Source organism: Halorientalis pallida (assembly GCF_004118325.1).
Classification (GTDB): Archaea; Halobacteriota; Halobacteria; order Halobacteriales; family Haloarculaceae; genus Halorientalis; species Halorientalis pallida.
This window is the reverse complement of the sequence record NZ_RDFA01000005.1, coordinates 390,284-407,031: the sequence shown is the minus strand read 5'-3', so window position 1 is coordinate 407,031 and position 16,748 is coordinate 390,284. Positions and strand designations below refer to the sequence as shown.

The 16,748-nt window shown below is 54.9% G+C and carries 14 protein-coding genes; 10 read left to right on the top strand and 4 right to left on the bottom strand.

The features are described from left to right. The first annotated feature begins 24 nt into the window (after positions 1-24). From EAF64_RS15450 to EAF64_RS15440, 3 genes are all read left to right on the top strand, one after another. Positions 25-600, top strand: a complete 576-nt coding sequence (locus EAF64_RS15450; protein WP_129069875.1) for a hypothetical protein — start codon at positions 25-27, stop codon at positions 598-600. After that, positions 597-833, top strand: a complete 237-nt coding sequence (locus EAF64_RS15445) for a hypothetical protein (RefSeq protein ID WP_129069874.1) — start codon at positions 597-599, stop codon at positions 831-833. Before EAF64_RS15450 ends, EAF64_RS15445 begins: the two co-directional genes overlap by 4 nt. Positions 834-941: 108 nt before the next feature. Further along, complete coding sequence (locus EAF64_RS15440) at positions 942-1,904, top strand: hypothetical protein (protein ID WP_129069873.1); 963 nt, start codon at positions 942-944, stop codon at positions 1,902-1,904. Positions 1,905-2,329: 425 nt separating this feature from the next. Here the strand turns inward: EAF64_RS15440 and EAF64_RS15435 are convergent, their stop codons facing one another. Next, positions 2,330-3,676: an orc1/cdc6 family replication initiation protein gene (locus tag EAF64_RS15435; RefSeq protein ID WP_129069872.1), complete on the bottom strand. Its 1,347-nt coding sequence runs from the start codon at positions 3,674-3,676 to the stop codon at positions 2,330-2,332. A 1,174-nt stretch (positions 3,677-4,850) separates the two neighbouring features. Between EAF64_RS15435 and EAF64_RS15425 the strand changes: the two genes are divergently transcribed. Next, a complete protein-coding gene (locus EAF64_RS15425; protein WP_129069870.1) occupies positions 4,851-5,714 on the top strand; it encodes a DUF2250 domain-containing protein in 864 nt (287 codons plus the stop codon). Between the two features lie 72 nt (positions 5,715-5,786). Here the strand turns inward: EAF64_RS15425 and EAF64_RS15420 are convergent, their stop codons facing one another. Then, entirely contained in the window at positions 5,787-6,899 is a 1,113-nt protein-coding gene (locus EAF64_RS15420) for a hypothetical protein (RefSeq protein ID WP_129069869.1), read from the bottom strand. A gap of 523 nt (positions 6,900-7,422) precedes the next feature. On the opposite strand from EAF64_RS15420, the gene EAF64_RS15415 reads away from it, so the two are divergent. Then, positions 7,423-9,507, top strand: coding sequence for a RecQ family ATP-dependent DNA helicase (locus EAF64_RS15415; protein WP_227739005.1), 2,085 nt, complete (start codon positions 7,423-7,425; stop codon positions 9,505-9,507). Positions 9,508-9,689: 182 nt separating this feature from the next. Here the strand turns inward: EAF64_RS15415 and EAF64_RS15410 are convergent, their stop codons facing one another. Next, positions 9,690-9,992 (bottom strand): DUF3006 family protein, encoded by a 303-nt coding sequence (locus EAF64_RS15410; protein WP_129069868.1) that lies wholly within the window; start codon positions 9,990-9,992, stop codon positions 9,690-9,692. Further along, positions 9,989-11,506, bottom strand: a complete 1,518-nt coding sequence (locus EAF64_RS15405) for a lamin tail domain-containing protein (RefSeq protein ID WP_129069867.1) — start codon at positions 11,504-11,506, stop codon at positions 9,989-9,991. Before EAF64_RS15405 ends, EAF64_RS15410 begins: the two co-directional genes overlap by 4 nt. Positions 11,507-12,031: 525 nt before the next feature. On the opposite strand from EAF64_RS15405, the gene EAF64_RS15400 reads away from it, so the two are divergent. The 5 genes from EAF64_RS15400 to EAF64_RS15380 all read left to right on the top strand — a co-directional run bounded on the left by EAF64_RS15400 (position 12,032) and on the right by EAF64_RS15380 (position 16,729). Further along, complete coding sequence (locus EAF64_RS15400) at positions 12,032-13,195, top strand: hypothetical protein (RefSeq protein ID WP_129069866.1); 1,164 nt, start codon at positions 12,032-12,034, stop codon at positions 13,193-13,195. Positions 13,196-13,210: 15 nt separating this feature from the next. Further along, the gene (locus tag EAF64_RS15395; protein ID WP_129069865.1) at positions 13,211-14,062 is read left to right on the top strand and encodes an IS5 family transposase; all 852 of its coding nucleotides are present in this window, start codon (positions 13,211-13,213) and stop codon (positions 14,060-14,062) included. Positions 14,063-14,289: 227 nt separating this feature from the next. After that, a complete protein-coding gene (locus EAF64_RS15390; RefSeq protein ID WP_129069864.1) occupies positions 14,290-14,688 on the top strand; it encodes a hypothetical protein in 399 nt (132 codons plus the stop codon). A 732-nt stretch (positions 14,689-15,420) separates the two neighbouring features. Beyond that, positions 15,421-15,657 carry a hypothetical protein gene (locus EAF64_RS15385; protein ID WP_129069863.1) on the top strand — a complete coding sequence of 79 codons (237 nt, stop codon included), beginning with the start codon at positions 15,421-15,423 and terminating at the stop codon, positions 15,655-15,657. Positions 15,658-16,087: 430 nt separating this feature from the next. Beyond that, positions 16,088-16,729: a hypothetical protein gene (locus tag EAF64_RS15380; protein WP_129069862.1), complete on the top strand. Its 642-nt coding sequence runs from the start codon at positions 16,088-16,090 to the stop codon at positions 16,727-16,729. Positions 16,730-16,748 lie beyond the last annotated feature (19 nt).

Below are 16,748 nucleotides of genomic sequence, written 5' to 3'. Positions count from 1 at the left end.
CATCTGACTGGAGGACTCAAACCAATGAGCTCCGAAGCATCCGACTCTTCGACCGATGCGACAGCACAGCAGTCCAAATCGACGACCGCGGACCCGACACTGACGGTCGTCGCGACCGGGCCAGCGACGTTCACCCGCCAGGTCAGTGGCGACGATGAAGCAACCATTCTCGCCGAACACGACACCGTCGAACTCTCCATCGAACGGCAGCTACGATCAGCCGACGACTTCGAGACGGTAATTGACCCGATGTTCGACGGGAACGGCCCGACTGTCTGCAAACTCAGGGTCATCGAGGACCTAATCTACGATCATGCGATGGACGGGTACGAACGCGCCGGTGACAAAGACGACTGGTCGCTGGAAATCACCGGGACGACCGCCGACTGGAAGCAAATGAGTCTCGATCTCGTTCCCGATCTCCACCGACGTAGCACTGACGAGGGCGCGGCCGTCAAGCGGCTCTGGAGCCTCGCTGCCGACGGCGTGACCAATGACGGTGCCGTCCTCGCTGCGCTCGATCTCGTCGACCAGCACGACATCGACACCCGTCGCGAGAAGCTCACCGATCTGCTGACCAACGGGGGAGACTCTGCGTGATCGATCCAGTCGCTCTCGTTGTTCTCAAGAACAACGCAGTCGTGACCACGCCGAACGGAGACACCGAGGCAGAGCAGGTCGCCGTCCACGAGTTCAGCCGTGCGGATGCCCGCAATCTCCGCGTTCGGACTGATGAGGGTGACGTGTATATCCGGCGCGTCGATATCGACCACGTCGTCGACCTTCGCACTGACGAGTATCGGCCGCGCCAGCTCGGGTTCTTCTTGAACTGAGCGGGTCGCTCAGCCACTCCCGATTTTTCTCCGTCGCGAAGAAGTAGAATGTCTCCTGACAATTGCCAAGAACTATTGTCTATGTCGTCCAATTCTCTCTCAGGCTCTATGTCTGATAAGAATCCTCTCTACGACGAAGATGATCCTCGCGGAACGGTCTACTCTGACCCGACTGGCGATCCACATACAGAACCTGACGAACACGATCCGGCCAGCGGCTACTATCCCGATCAGAAGCCCCAGCGCGAACAATACGACCGCCATACCTGCCAGGACTGCGATAGGGAGATCCCAGAGTCCTATGACCGCTGTGGGCTCTGTGCCCGGAAAGCGGGTGAGACGACGGATCGCCCCTGGCCCCAGGATGACAACACCAAGACTGAGAGTGACCAAGAGACACCCGACTGGACGTTCGGTCGGGTGGTCTTTGCGGTCGTTCAAGCATCAACGCGCTACGAAGCGCTCGCGCTTGGCACCTCGGCGTTCACCCTCGCCGATGGTGATGCACTGCTTGGTGACACGAACGCTGGGTACGCCGATGTGAAGCCGGTGGCCGACTTCGAGAGTTCGCCGGCGAGGCACCTCACAGCTGGCTGGGGCGATGTCGTCGAGGTTGCGCCCCTCGACACCGATGATGGTGAGCGACTGTTCGAGGCGGCTATCGAGCGGACAGTCCAGGACTCGGGAGCAAACACCCACCTCTATCTGACTGAGGGTGACCCGCTCGTGACTCAGGACGACGTCGACACGCTCGAGGGGCAGATCACAGACGGTGATGAGCAGTACTGGCTTGTGCCGGGCATTATTCGCCGGTACAAGTCAGACCCCGATCGAGCAATCCCTGAGTCCAACCCAGAGATCCTCCACTGTCAGCAATGTGAGGAGGACACGGATCATCGGTACACCGGGAAGTCAACGTTGGAGGGAGAGCGCGGACGACCGGTGTGGGTCTGTGCAGAGTGTGATACTCCCCGGTTCGGGCACGAACCCGGCGACTGCAAGCCGGGTGAGGTTATCGAATACTTCATTGACGACTGGCAGAATGACCGAACCAGCATTCGGGATGATTAACAAATTCCTGGTTCTGAGTCTCTGTCTCGGATGATATCCCATCGTGGCCACGGTCATCAAATACAGCTGCTACTACTGGCAGTCTCGGGAAGGATGCAAGGTCAAGCCAAATATAGATTCCAGTGAATCCCGGCGGATACGACGGCGACTATTGTATTTCGAAGGACAACACACCCCGTGTGCGAAGTGAATTCTCCGTGCAATTCATCCGGTACCCTCCGTGTGCGATATGATAGTAGCCATCTCTCGCAAGAGACCCCGTGTGAGAAGTGAATTGAGTGATGGATTGACCAAGGACACCCCGTGTGCGAAATGAAATCATGCGTACCGTTGTCAGACATATATAGTAATCCCAACAACAGTAGCGACGAACACACACCCCGTGTGCGAAATGAATTTGAAGCCGTCGTCAACCGCTCACTACGTCACTTACCCTCAAAGAAATCCTCTATCTGTGCGTTGACAACAGACCGGATAAGATCCTCCTCCTGTTCGACTTCCTCTAATCGAATGTCGGTTTGAAGCGTCTCTGCGACAACTCCCGGATCATCGACGAAGGTGTACTCTTTGTGGACGCCACTGCCGTAGCCACGGCCTCGTTTCTCAGATGTGACGAAGTTGTATGTCTCTGCTTCACTCATGTATCGAAGATAGGAGTCGCGTGACTTTTCGTCTGCATCCAGCAGGTCGGTAAGATATTGGTATACACGGTATGCAACCGTGCTGGGAATGGCATTGAGATTGCGCTGAGAATAAACGGGGACGATAGCGGTTGCGAAAAGTGAGAGCTTCTTTTGTGTTGAAAGGCCCTGCATCTGGGTCAGCGTCCGATCTCGCTCAGCCTCTTGCTGTGCATCCCGGACATGCTCTTCGGAAACAATTTCCTCTCCCTCGCGGTCCGCAATTTCGCCTGCCTTCCGGAATAGATCGATCGCTTTCCGAGCGTCTCCATGATCCTGTGCGGCGAACGCTGAGCTAAGCGGAATAATGCCATCCTCGAGAACGTCATCCTGGTATGCATCGCGACGTCTTTCGAGGATCGCCTGGAGTTGATTCGCGTCGTAGTCCGGAAAGACGACATCTTGTGGATTGAACGAACTCTCGGCGCGTCCATCGAGATCCTCCATAAACCGAGGATCGTTCGTGAGTGCTGCGACTGATACGTGTCCCTCAATCCGTCCAAGTTGGGACGCACGGGACAGCTGATAGAGGAGCTTCGAATAGGCAGGTTCATCGTTCGGATCTCGTTGTCGGCCGACCAGTAGATCGACTTCGTCCAGAATGATGATCACCGAGTCAAAATTGTTGCTCAGAACCTCGTAAAAACGATTGAGCTTCTGGTCTGTCGAGATACCACTCTGTGGAATACCGACATCAACACCAGCTTCATCAGCCGCATTCTTTGCCAGGCGGTAGACGGCACGGTCATGCGATTTGATCGTCTGGCAGTTGATTTTGATGACGCCAAACCGGTCATCTTGAGAGTTTGCGAGTTCGAGGACCTGCTGGCAGACCGCATTGATGATCAGCGACTTTCCGGTACCCGACGGGCCGTAGAGGAGCATATTGGGCGGTCGGTTTCCCTGTAGTGCCGGTCGCAAGTAGGTGATAATGTCGTCTAACTGCTCATCACGACCCACAATTCGGTCCTCGTCGATGACGGCATCCGGGTCGAGAAGTCCCTTATCTCGAAAAACAGAATTCTGAACACCCTCCTGAAGACGGCCTTTGATAGATTGTGAGAGGGATTGTTGGTCGTCGCCGTCGGTCATTTAAGCGCAATTACGTCGAGGGTATAAATAAATATGGGTGCCGTGTGCGAGGTTAAATCAGTCGAAATTAGGCGGTAGAGACTGTTTTGAGGGCTGTGGTTAGTAGAACGCGATTACCGCGGGCGATATCAATTTGGAGTAACGCCCCCCGTGTGCGATATGAAATTCTGGATGGCTCATCGGACAGTCGTCGATGTCGAGGCGAGTCAGAAGAACTAGGTGACGGCACTCCCCGTGTGCAAGATGAAACTCAGACGTGATCCCGATCCAGATAATACGAGAATATCTCTGCCAATCCCGAGTGAGATGTGATCTCGTCGGTAGCTGACCCCCACACCCCGTGTGCGAGATGAATTTGACGAGAGGGTGGGGTAGGGACGAACCATCCGAGAAACTCGGGATCTGGCCGGAGAACCCACGAGAAGGGGTAAAACAGAGGAAGACGTCAAGTTCACGAGGGTCAAAGTAATAGATGAGTGCGGTCATGTCACGAAACGTATTGTTTCGTTTCGACCGACTCTAGTTCTAGTGCGGACATTGTTGACAGAGTGGGTAGATAAAGATTTCTCTAGATCAAAGGTCATCTCAATTTTGCCGTCTTTGAGACTTCTCCTCTGTGAAATCGTGAATTTCTAGCGTTTCGTTGGCTCTCTCCTCGACCACCCCCTCCCGTCGTTTTCCCGATTTCATCTCGCACACGGGGTGTGAGGGTTCAACCTCGTGGGGGTATGGTTAACCAACAAACTCATTACGGGTAACCCTTGTGTTGGTTAATCTTTCTCAGTGATCGCAAACGCCGTTAACTCCGGCATTCCTGTCTCGGCGAGTTCCCGACGAATGTTCCCGACGAATCTTCGAGCGATCCCAGCCCAACGGCGACAGCAAACTTTCGACAGCTCTGACAAGCTCTGTTTTATAAATCGCCAGCCAACCCGTACGAGCAAAGGGACAACTGCCGTATTTTTTTATCACACACCCCGTGTGCAATGTGAATTGAGCGGTTGGTTTAGCGGGGGCATCCCATGTGGGATATGCAACACCGGCCTGGTCTGTCTGGAACGAGAATCCCGTGTCACACTACACAACGCGGTACGGGTGATCGCGCCTTCCCAATTGTTGATACACTGACCGACACGATGGCTTCAAACGGGCGACGAGTGTACTAGAGGCTAGGATGGTCTCCGAGGCTGAAATCGAGCGCCTCAGGTTGGAAGCCGACACGGTCATGACGCGCTACCAGACGGTCGAGGAGGCACTCCGAGAGGCGCGCAACGAACCCGGCGACCACTGGGACGAGGAGGAACTCACGGTCACACTGGAGACTCCACAGGGTGAGACCATCGAGGTCGTGCTGGATCTCGACCAAGACCCAGCGGCCAACGCCCAACAGCGCTACGAACGGGTGAAGGAGTTAGAAGCCAAGCTCGAACAGCAACAGGCCGTCGTCGGCCAGCTGGCCCCACTCCCGGCCGATCCGGTGGCATATCGCATTCTGTATCACCTCGACACTGTGGAGGGGAACTATCCGCGGTCGATGGCCGGGCACCTCGATGCCGAACGGAAACAGGTCGAGGCACTGTGCGAGCAGATGGAAACAGCCGGCCTCTTGGAGCGCGTCGAGTCGGGGACGGTCAAGCAACGCCGCGTCAAGGCCAAGAAAGCCGACGAGGTCCGCCAGCACCACACCTACTACCGCCTCTCGCGGGAAGGCGATCACCTCCTGCGCTTTCTGGCAGAACGGGATGGGAAAAAGAACGTCCTCCGGCACCTGTCCGACGGTCAGACGATCGCGAAGCGACTGGCCCGCGGCGGCCCCGACTATCCGCGGATGACCGCCGAGGAACTGGACATGGACTTCGAGTACGTCCGCAACCTGTACCGAGCGTTGCGGCGCGTGGGATTGGTGACCACCTACGAGGGGAGTACGATCAAGGCTAGCGAGCGTAAGCTGAAACCCAAAGACGAGACACACCGCAAGCACACCTACTACGTGACGACATCCGTGGCTGACGAACTGCTCCGGGAGTTAGACGGCTAAAGGGACGCGTGTCACGACGGGCCTCCGCACCGGTGGCTTATACAATAGTTGACAGTGAAGGACGGTAGTTTGCTAGGCTACGTCAAAGACCTCGTGACCGAGGTTGACGAGGTCGACGTATCTTGCCGCTACTCGTTCGATAAACTCCTCTTGCCGAAGGTCGCTTACCTCAATGTCTTCCCACGTATCCACAACAACCCGCATTGAGTCTCGCTGACTCACGGTAAACCCTCGATCTCGAAACAGATCGCGGTTTTTTCGAAGATAGTTTGCTGCGTCCATGTTTCCGTCACCGGTTGCATCGATTGCAACTTTCACCTCGTTATCGCCATAAGGATTCACCCGAAGTGCGTATCGGACCGGTTCTGGATGCCCTGGTGCCTGCGATTCGAGATAAGGATAGTTGGTCGTGAGATTTCCCAACAGTGGGTCCATTCTGTCGGCCGAGAGCACATCTTTGATGCTCGGGAACGCAGTGGTAAAAACGCGTATCGTGAAGACACGATCGCCAGGTTTCGACTGTGATGAGTTCTGTGTCCGAGTCTCGTCGTAGTCGACGATCGTAGTCGCCCCGAAGAACGATTCGCCGGATGGTGCCTCGAACCGCTGGACCTCGACAGCTTGGATGTCCAGACCTCTATCGCGTAGCCAGCGGGCCGATTGTCGGGTCTGTAAGGTAATCCTTTCAGCAACGATGGCCAACCGTTGTGCTCGATTCAGCTCCCAAGGGACTCTGTCTTGCTCGAAGAAGTCGTTATAGGCCTCGATGAGTGAATCTGTCTCGGCAATCGTAGATGGGACTGGCCAATCCCCATTACGGTACTCGTCAGTTAGCGCATCCAACTCGTGGTAATCGTACCGGTCAAGTGCCTGAGCATAGAGTTGAGGCTGGCTAACGATACTTGCCTCAGAGGCAGACTCCGACCCAGAATCCCCGCGTTTGAGCTCGAACACCACGCTGTTTCCGAAGCGATCGAGGCCAAGCAAATCGGGAATGCCAGTCGTCAAGCCTGGCTGTCGGGCAAAGAGGAGAATTGGTTCATCGAAGAGCGCATCGGGTGACGCATTGAGCAACTCCTCGAGCTCGCCCTCACCCTCGCCCTCGCTTGCTGGTGCGATTGGAGAAGCTTCTATAGGTGTCGCAGTAGGTTCAGTCTCCGGTGTATCGAGCCGATAGAGGCGCATTAGTATCAATATCCATACCGTAGTCATAAATCGGTCGACCCTTCGAGTGCTACTGCGGCTCGGGACTGAATTGTATTCTACAGCTATAGAACACTCTGTATTATCTCCAAGCCGACATATGTGAGGTGAATCCCGCCGAATTCTGATGTGCGTGTGGCCGAAATTCTCCATTCATCGGCCAAGCTGACCTCGCGGCCTGCTTCGGTGAGTGGTTCGTCACGTACCGCGGGTACACACCCCAATTCAACATCATGCCGGGTGACTGCCGACACATAATCACGAACGAAGCACCAGACGAAATCAACACCCGGAAACGCGCGACGAAGACATGTAAGCGACGTTCGGGACTTAATCGGGGGTCTCCAAGACTGTGAGGATCATATGCACCGCAGTACGGACTTCAGAGAATGATTGAATGCCAACCATCCAACCATAAAACACTCACACTCAAATTCCCTCTTTCCAGTATCGACCAGTGAGCCTAGCCCAGAATCAATAGCCCACCGACTGGAGTCACGCAAACGTGACTAAGTCGTCGGACCAGGTGTCGAGAGCGCAGGCCCAGCAGTTGTTGGAACGGAGCATCGGCCAAGATGCGGACTTCCGCCCCCACCAGTGGGAAGCGATTGAGGGGCTCGTCAACAATCAGGAGCGACAGCTACTCGTGCAGCGTACCGGCTGGGGCAAAAGTACAGTCTATTTCATCGCGACGAAACTGCTCCGAGAGCGTGGTGCAGGACCGACACTCATCATTAGCCCACTCTTGGCGTTGATGCGGAACCAAATCGAAGACGCAGAACAACAGCTGGGACTCGACGGCTGGACAATCAACTCGAACAACACCGAGGAGTGGGACGAGGCCAAGCAACGTGTCGTCGACGGTCAGTGTGATATTCTCCTCATCTCGCCAGAACGACTCTCGAAACAGGAGTTTCGAGAGGAGATCCTCATGGAGATGGAGGACGACGTTGGGCTGCTCGTCATCGATGAAGCCCACTGCATCTCCGACTGGGGCCACGACTTCCGGCCGGACTATCGTCGGATCAGACGGATTCTCCAGGAGTTGCCGAGCCAGATTCCAGTGGCAGCGACCACCGCGACGGCAAACGATCGTGTCGTGGACGACGTTACGGCACAGATTCCAGACTTGCGGGTAATCCGTGGTGCTCTGGTTCGGGACTCGCTCAAGATCCAGACCATCACCATGGACTCACGTGCTAGCCGTCTCGCGTGGCTCGCGGAGAATCTCGACGACCTGCCGTCGGCCGGGATCGTCTATTGCTTAACCACCGACGAGGTCGAAATGGTCGCCAAGTGGTTGACTCAGCAGGGATTCACTGCGAAGCCGTATCACGGCGGGATGGACGGTGATCGCCGCGAAGGGCTCGAAGCCCAGCTGCTAGCGAACGAGGTCGACGCACTCGTCGCGACGAACGCACTGGGGATGGGGTTCAACAAGCCTGATCTCGGCTGGGTAGTCCATTTCCAACGACCGCCGAATCTTATTCGGTACTATCAGGAGATCGGCCGCGCTGGACGGGGACTGGACGAGGCATACGCCCTCATGCTCTCGGGGGAGGAGGACGACGAAATTGCGGAGTATTTTATTGAAGAAGCCTTTCCCGAACCGGCCGATTTTGAGGCCGTCCTGCAGACCCTCGAAGAGAGCGACGACCCACTCTACAAGAACGACGTCCTGAAGCGGACGAACGTCTCCTGGAAGGTGGTCACGAAGTGTCTTGACATTCTGCGCGTCGAGAATGCAGTGCTCCGTGTCGATGATGGATTCGAGCGCACGTCCAAAGAGTGGGAGTACGACCACGAACGATTCGAGTCGATCACGGAACAGCGATGGCGAGAACTGGCCCAAATTCAGGAGTTCGTCGACACAGACGGCTGTCTGACAAAATATATTGACGACGTCCTCGACGGGACGATGGAGGCGGCGTGTGGCCAGTGTGCCAGCTGTGCTGGCGAGTTCTTGCCGTCCACCGTCCAAAACGAGGAACTTGTCGACAAAGCCGTCGAACACTATCGCTCTGCATCTTGGAGTGTGATTTCCGCACGGTACTACGATCCAGATCGCGACGGTGGTCGTTCGAAGATTGCGCCATCTCGCAAACCTGCGGACGGGCGTGCGCTGACAGTCTATGGTGATCCCGGTCTCGGCGAACTCGTACGCCAACAGCAGGGCAGCGATGAACCGTACGGTCAGGAACTGGTCGAGGCTGCGGTTGAACACATCCAGACCGTCTGGGAGCCGACACCGGCGCCAACTTGGGTGACGGCTATCCCATCACAGGACGAGGATGCCCAAGTTGCCGATTTGGCGTCCCGAATCGCAGACGGGCTGGGACTGCCCTTTGAAACAGCCCTCCGAAAAGTCAGTCAGACTGACCCCCAACACGAACTATCCAATTCGTACCAGAAACGTTGGAACGTGGAGGGAGCGTTCGAAGTGACAGAGGCTGTTCGTTCGGATCCCGTGCTGTTGGTCGACGAGACGGTCAATTCACGGTGGACACTTACGGAAGCGGGAATGACCCTGCGAGATAACGACAGTGGGGCTGTCTATCCGTTTGTTCTGGCCAAGCGGAATACATGGTGAACAACGCCTAGGCGTCTCGGTCCAAGAGGGCTGTCGTCACTCAAACCATGGTCGGAACCTCGTGGACGTTCGAACTCATACGTATCTCCTCTCCTGGCGCTCCCTCAAACATACTGCTCGGAGCCTATAGTTAGGGCGAGTGATATCTGAAAGAAAAATAACCATCGAACTGCTTCGAGTCGTTATTCCGGATCGTCTGAGTTTTCATCATTAGCCTCGGGTGGTCGCTCCGATAACCGATCGAACCGGGACTGGGCTGCTTCACTCCGATCTTCGGTCTCGTGTTCCTGGTAGGTCGCCTCGGCCAGTTCCTGGTCCTCGACAACCACAGAAAACACCGCATCGACGTGCTGTCCATCCTCGGGCAACGCCTCTCGATCAACCACCGACTCCCCAACCAGCTCCTCCTCACCTTCGACCAGCAGTACTGCAAGGTCGTTCTCGAATCGGTCCACTACCGCCGTGTAGGTGCCGTCGTCGATCATGAATAAGTCTCCTGGATCACGATGGTACCCGCATCATCTCGGACGATAACCGTATCCCCACCGTTGTTCCAGATCGGACTGCCCGAGCCCCAGTAGAGATCCGTGTCAGTGTCCTGTCCACTCCCGGTATGTACCGTCACCTCGGCACCCGGATCCAGTGTGAACCCGGACGGGAACGTGTAGGTGTGATCGGCCGCATCCGAGAGAGTCCATCGGGACAGCTCCAGTGGCTCGCCACCAGTGTTTTCGAAGACCACGTACTCGTCGTTCAGGTTGTCGAACTCGTCACCGGCAGCGTCCTCGTGAATCGTGGCGATTGCCAATGCACCGCCGGATTGCTCAGGCGTCGAGGTTGGCGTCTGCGTCCGCGATGTTGTCGGTGTTGCCGTCACCGTCGTTGCCGTCGGCGTGTCCGACCCGCCGTCAGTCGCGATGGGTTCAGTTCCACCGACATCGATCACTGTCCGGTGCTGAACGGCACCGCCAGCAACAGGTGCGATCGCGTCACCGTCACGCAGTTCAAGTGGCGACGTTGGAGCCACCTGCTGGGTGGCGACTGTGATCGCCGTCCCATTGCTGGTCAGGACGATGTCGCCGTGGGTCGCGGTCCAATAGGTCTGAATTGCCCGTGAGTCGAATCGCTCCAGCACGGCCTCGTCGGGATGGCCGTACTGGGAGTCGTAAGCACTGGAGATCACCGCCACCCGTGGCGTGGCTACGTCCAGCAACCCTGCACTCGAACTCGTATCATTGCCGTGATGGCCCGCCTGCAGGATCGTCACGTTCAGCGCCGAGTCGTACTCGTCGACGAGATACTCCTCGCCCTCACGGCCGGCGTCACCGGGCAACAGGAAGCTCGAGCCGCCGTGAGCCACCCGAAGGACGATACTGTTCTCGTTGCGATCGCCGCTGGCGACATACGATTCTGGTGGTGCCAGTACGTCGACCGATGCGCCCTCGAACGCAATGCTATCACCAGCTCGCGTCTCGTACAGCGTCACGCTGTGTTCCTCGACGGCGTCGAGATAGCGCTCGTAGGTCTGACTACTCGAGGTGATGCCCGGATCGTACACAGCGCCGACGCCGTTGGCCTCGGTCTCGAAATAGTCGATCACTGCCGCGTGCCCACCGATATGGTCAGCATCGGCGTGGGTCGTCACCAGATGGTCGATGCGCTCGATATCGTTCGCGCGCAGATACTCGAGGACGTACTCACCATCGTCCTGCCAATCGCCACTGTCGATGAGTATGGTCTCGTTGGTCGGGCCGACGATGAGTGTGCTCGACCCCTGGTCGACATTGATAAGGTGGACTGACAACGAGCCAGTCGTGGGTATCGCTCCAGTTGGCGTTGCAGTCGTCGAGCCATCGCCTGGTGACTCCTGAGTCGTGTCGCCCCCAGCTGGGGCAGTCGTCGTTGCTGGTGATGGGTCCGTCGCGTTGGGTGTCGTACTCCCACAGCCTGCGAGGACGACGAGCAGCGCAACGAGACCGATAGCAGCCCATCTTCGCATACTTACGAAGGGGGCGGCCAGTCGAATAGGTCTGCTGGCACTGGTGGACGTCCAAAGAAGTCGGTACCGGGACCAGTACACGAGACCGTCTCGCTATGCCAGTCGAAGTCGTTGTAACGGAACGACCAGTAATGACAAAATTCTGAAAAATGTACAGTTTCGCAATCTCTCTGTTGCTAAAATATGTTCTACGCTCTTGTGACGCAGGTTGTTGATATCTCGCTTCCAGTCTGACTTGGGGGTGCTGACCAGCGTTTGAGGCTGTGATGGTGGCGTATTGGTCCAGTTTTGACTTCACTATCGAAATTCCTTAATCGCAAGACAGCGGTCCATCAACAATGTATTTCACAAGAGCGATTAATAAATATGGCCAATGGTCCGTGAGCTGAGAAATCAGCTGGAATATTGCAGTCATATACTACCATTCGAACCTTCAAAAGTTGTGTTTAGATAATCTGCCGCGAAATCTCTCCATGGGAGTGAATAAGAATAAGCATCTTTGGAAAATACTGATATATACTACATATGACTGAAACGAAGTTGCCTCCAAATGAGCTGGCAGACTTATATGAGGTTTTCTATACTATGCGGGAAGAGTTTCCAGAAGATGTTGATCCCCTGTGGGAACTTGCGATTGAGTCTATCCTCTTCGGGGGAGTTGGTCTTGCAGATGGGAACACCTCTTACGGAGAGCAACAGGCTGAAAATAACGACTTCAAAATTGGAGAATATCGGTCATTTTATGGCGATGGTGAAAGGGTAATCGAATTTCCTGCGATCAAGACGAGAGATCCATCAGAACTTGCTCAACAGTCTCCGAGGGAATCTGTTCGTTTACCGGTTGCGCCGATGTCAGAGCGAGTCCTCCCTCTTGATCCTGAGTCAGAAGAACTAGTAGATGCCTTCTCATTATTGGATGAGTTTCCCACTACTCCTGGAAAAACACACCAAGATACTGATAATAGTGCCCTCCTTGATCCTACCAAGTTCCCTGGGCTCTCATCGGATCGTGGTGTGATTGAACCAAACGAACTTGCAGATCTTTGCGATTGTTTCCGCATTCTGTTTGAACAACTTCCCGATGGATTTCCTGAATGGGAAACCGCGTTGGAGACTGTCTGGCGGCAGACGGAGTATATGTCGATGAGTATGAGCTATCTTCAGCAAACTATCCATCGAAACACGTTCTCTATGGACGAATACAGAGCTGAATACGGAGATGGGGAGTATGTGACTGAATTCCCTGCTATCAAAACGATCACGATAGATGGCGACGATTTTGACCATATCTCTGAGAATATCTATCTTCCAATATCACCAGAATCAAACGAAGCTTTGCCTGCATCTCCTGTAGATAGCTCTATTCCTTCAGCGCTTTCCCGACTCCAAGAGTTTCCGGCATGGCCACAAGCTGAATTGGGCAATGAAGAGGCGGGGGAAAGAGAGGGGCCGCTTGTTGATATTTATTCCCTGCTTTCAGATAGCGACCTTGGTATAGAACGAGAATCAGTGCAGGAAGATACTCAGACAGAAGAGACAGCATCTTCCACGAAACCAGATTCGGGAGTGGAGAATGAAGAATCACAGCAGACATCTTCCGGTCGTGCATCAGCAGATGTTGAGAAGGGGTGTGATTCAACTGAAAAAACAGGCCTTGTTGAAACCCTTGCGGGCAAACATAATGGGTGAGTAGTCTGAGACAGGATGGATTCCCTGCCGAAGTCACGACTTCTCCGGTTCGTTGAACGAGCTATGGTGCTGGCTCGCCGTGCTGTTGCACGGTTTTCGACACGCTATTCTCGAAAGCGGTTCACGCTCCGCCAGCACGTCGTTCTTCTCTGTCTGAAAGTGAAGAAGACGACCACGTACCGCGAACTCGTTGACCAACTCATCGAGATGCCTCGCATCCGTGACGCCCTCGATCTCGATTCTGTTCCCGCACCCTCGACACTCTGCAAGGCGTTCGACCGCTTGGAGATGGCCGTCTGGCGAGTGTTACTGAACATCTCACTCGCGGACTTGCCGCTGAACGGTATCACCGGCATCGATGCTTCGGGGTTCGAGCGGGCGCATGCATCAACTCACTACACGAAGCGAACGAATCTCACCATCCAGCAGTTGAAGACGACGCTGTTGGTCGATACAGCTACCAACGCCGTTCTCGACATTCACGTAACGACGACACGAAAACATGATACGCAGATTGCACCGCAGGTAGTGAAACGGAATGCAGGTTCCATTACGGTGTTGACCGGTGACAAGGGATATGACGACCAGAAGCTCCGGCGTCTCGCTCGGGATCACAATATCCGGGCACTCATCAAGCACCGTGAGTTCACACCTCTCCACAAGGCGTGGAATGCTCGGCTGGACAACGATCTCTACCATAGGCGGAACATGAACGAGACAGTCAACGCGGCGATCAAACAGAGATTCGGTGCATTCGTGCGGTCACGTCTCTGGTGGAAGCAGTTCCGCGAGCTTGTCATCAAGTGCATCGTTCACAATCTGGAGCGAAGCCTCGCTATTTCAGACGAAGAGTGTGATTGTCCGTGATTCTGAGAGGAACGGACTGCTGAATAGAGAGCGTGTATGCAGCAGGAGAGCGGGGCTATTGTGAAACGCATAATGACAGCATCGAGACGTGGCTTTGTATATGGGTTCTGTGACCGTCATGGTTTCTGTGGAGGGGGCATAGATGCTGAGTGAGAAGTGGCACTGTGAGCAATGCTAACTTACTTCACTACTAAGTTATTATCTCATATGTTCAATTGATTAGTGTAATGACGAATATTACTATCCGATTAACGGTGTTTACCGTTGTTCTGACGGTTGCACTCTCGATGATGGCTGCTCCCGCCGTGGCCGCACCGGGTGACAAGGTCACCGTCACCGACCCCGACCAGATGGATGAGTACGAAAAGAAGGGTGTAATGCCTGGTGACAACGTTCAGTTCCCTGAATCCTTCTTTGACGAAAAGATAGGGCCGGGTAACAGTGTAGCAAACGATGCAGCACCTGAAGACCGGTTCCTCAAGGCGAAAAAGGCATTCGATGGTGACAAGAATGCGAACTATCCTGACTCCGTCTTCGATGGTGACAAGAATGCAAACTATCCTGACTCCGTCTTCGATGGCGATGATGATTGGCAGGACGGAAGCGACCCCGTCCTATCCCCATAACGCGACCGGAACGATACCATAATCAATTCACTTGACGGTGCGAATAATCCGTTTTTCCGCGCGCTGATTTTTATAATCTCGTTTGCTCATGCACTTCCGAGTGCAACACTCGCGCGTTGCATCTTGCACGGCCTCGATTTTCTATCTGAATTTTATCACAATTGCCGTGCAAGACTCAGAGGATTAAGTCAGCAGTCGGCTCTCGTTGGTTTCACACCAGATTGGATGAGTCCGACGGTCAGTAGGCGTGCGTATGTTGCATCTCGATTTTGTACCCTGTCTTAGAGGTGTGATTAGAACGAACCACCGATACCGATGTATACGAAAATGCCAACAACGGTTGCGACTACCTGAAGTGCGAACAATATCGCGTAATCCTTAGGTTCCATGTTACTCTGTCTCTGAGCTATTCACTAAACCCTGGGGAAGACTCATAGAAGAATTTCACATACTGCTTCGGTACGTGCGAATTGATCACTCTGGTGAGTCCACGCTCTCTACTGAGCAGTTTTACCCTTACTATCTGGATCTGGTTCCGTGCAAGATACGCGCACTCTATCTTGCACAGGCGCTATCGACCTCCTTATTCTCTGTCAAAATCACTGTGACCGACTTAGAGCTTGTAGTCAGTACGGGAACGGCGTTATTTTTCCATTTAAACTCTGAACCAACCGATAGAATGTGCCTACGAATTAATCAAGAGTTTATGGGGTTAGGCAAGAATCAATCATTGTGGATACAGACAGTCAGCAGCCGGATAGTCCCTCCTTGTTCAAGCTGCAATTACTTCTGTCGTTAATTGTGATTGCGGCGCTGGCAATCGCTATCGACTTCGCAGGTCTATCAAACTTGTTCGGTGTTGAGACAATCACCGACGCGATTACACCCTTTCTGGCCATAGTCATTGGAGGGTATGTTGGTATCGTGATTACAGACCGCCTTTGGTGGCGAGTGTTCTCCGAGAATTAGTCGGTAAGTGAATCCGCTGTACTGAGCGATTCACCCTACTTAAATTGGAAGATGATTCTGTGCGAGATACGCGCCCTCTATTCAGCAAGACTGCTGAAAACTATCATCGATTGAGGGTTTCAACAAGGCCACCCATCTCCATCCTCACTCTCCCCTCTCTACCCGCATCCGGCCCCCTTATTGCGGACGATATACAGTGCTTTGCGAGTAAATTAAAGCCTAAGATCGCCGCTCCGGTCGATGCACCAGCCGCTCCGTCGGTTTCGATTGGTGTAATGCTCGAGAGTTATCGAATCGCGTATTACGTCGAAAATCGGCAACATTGGTGCAAGCGGCGCGAACGGCGCTGTAGCTCACGATCTCGAAACGATGCAGGTATTATTTTATATCCCCTTTGGAGTCCCGGTACAACGAGGATATTACCTCCAAAATGCCCGAGTACAACGAGCAACTTACGTTTAAGCTATCTGAGGATTCACTGGACTGGATCGACGACGCCGGCGAAGCGCACGGACTCAATCGGTCCGAGGTTCTCCGCGAGTGCATCGCCGTCACGAAGAAGGCTGGGCTGTACTACCAGGGCGACGGGACGACGTACGGCGAAGAATACGTCGACACGCTCAAAGGCGATCTGGATCGGCTAGAGTACAAACTTGATCAGAAGGACCGGAAAATCGAGGAGTTGCAGGAACGCATCGAGCGCCTGCGCGAGGAGGCCGCCGACTCCGGCGAGTTGCACGAGGCCATCGGCAACGTAGAGCGGCTACTGACCGAGTTCGACGGCCGGATGGATGACTGGGAAGACTCCGCCGACGCGCACGCGGACAGCCTCGAGGGCGTCGCGGCCCGGGTCGACAGCCTGGAGGCGACGGTCGAGGACGAGTCGGCGGCCGTGCGGTCGTCGGTCAGTAACGACCTCGCGAAGGTCGCGACGGTCCTGGAGCGCGTCGAGGAGACGGTCGTCGACGAGCGGGCCGAGCGCGACGAGCGGTGGGACCACCGGATCGGGGAGCTGGCCGGGCGGCTGGATCAGATCCGCGACGAGTTGGACGAGATCGGCGCGGAGATCTAGGACGATGGCGGCGATAGTG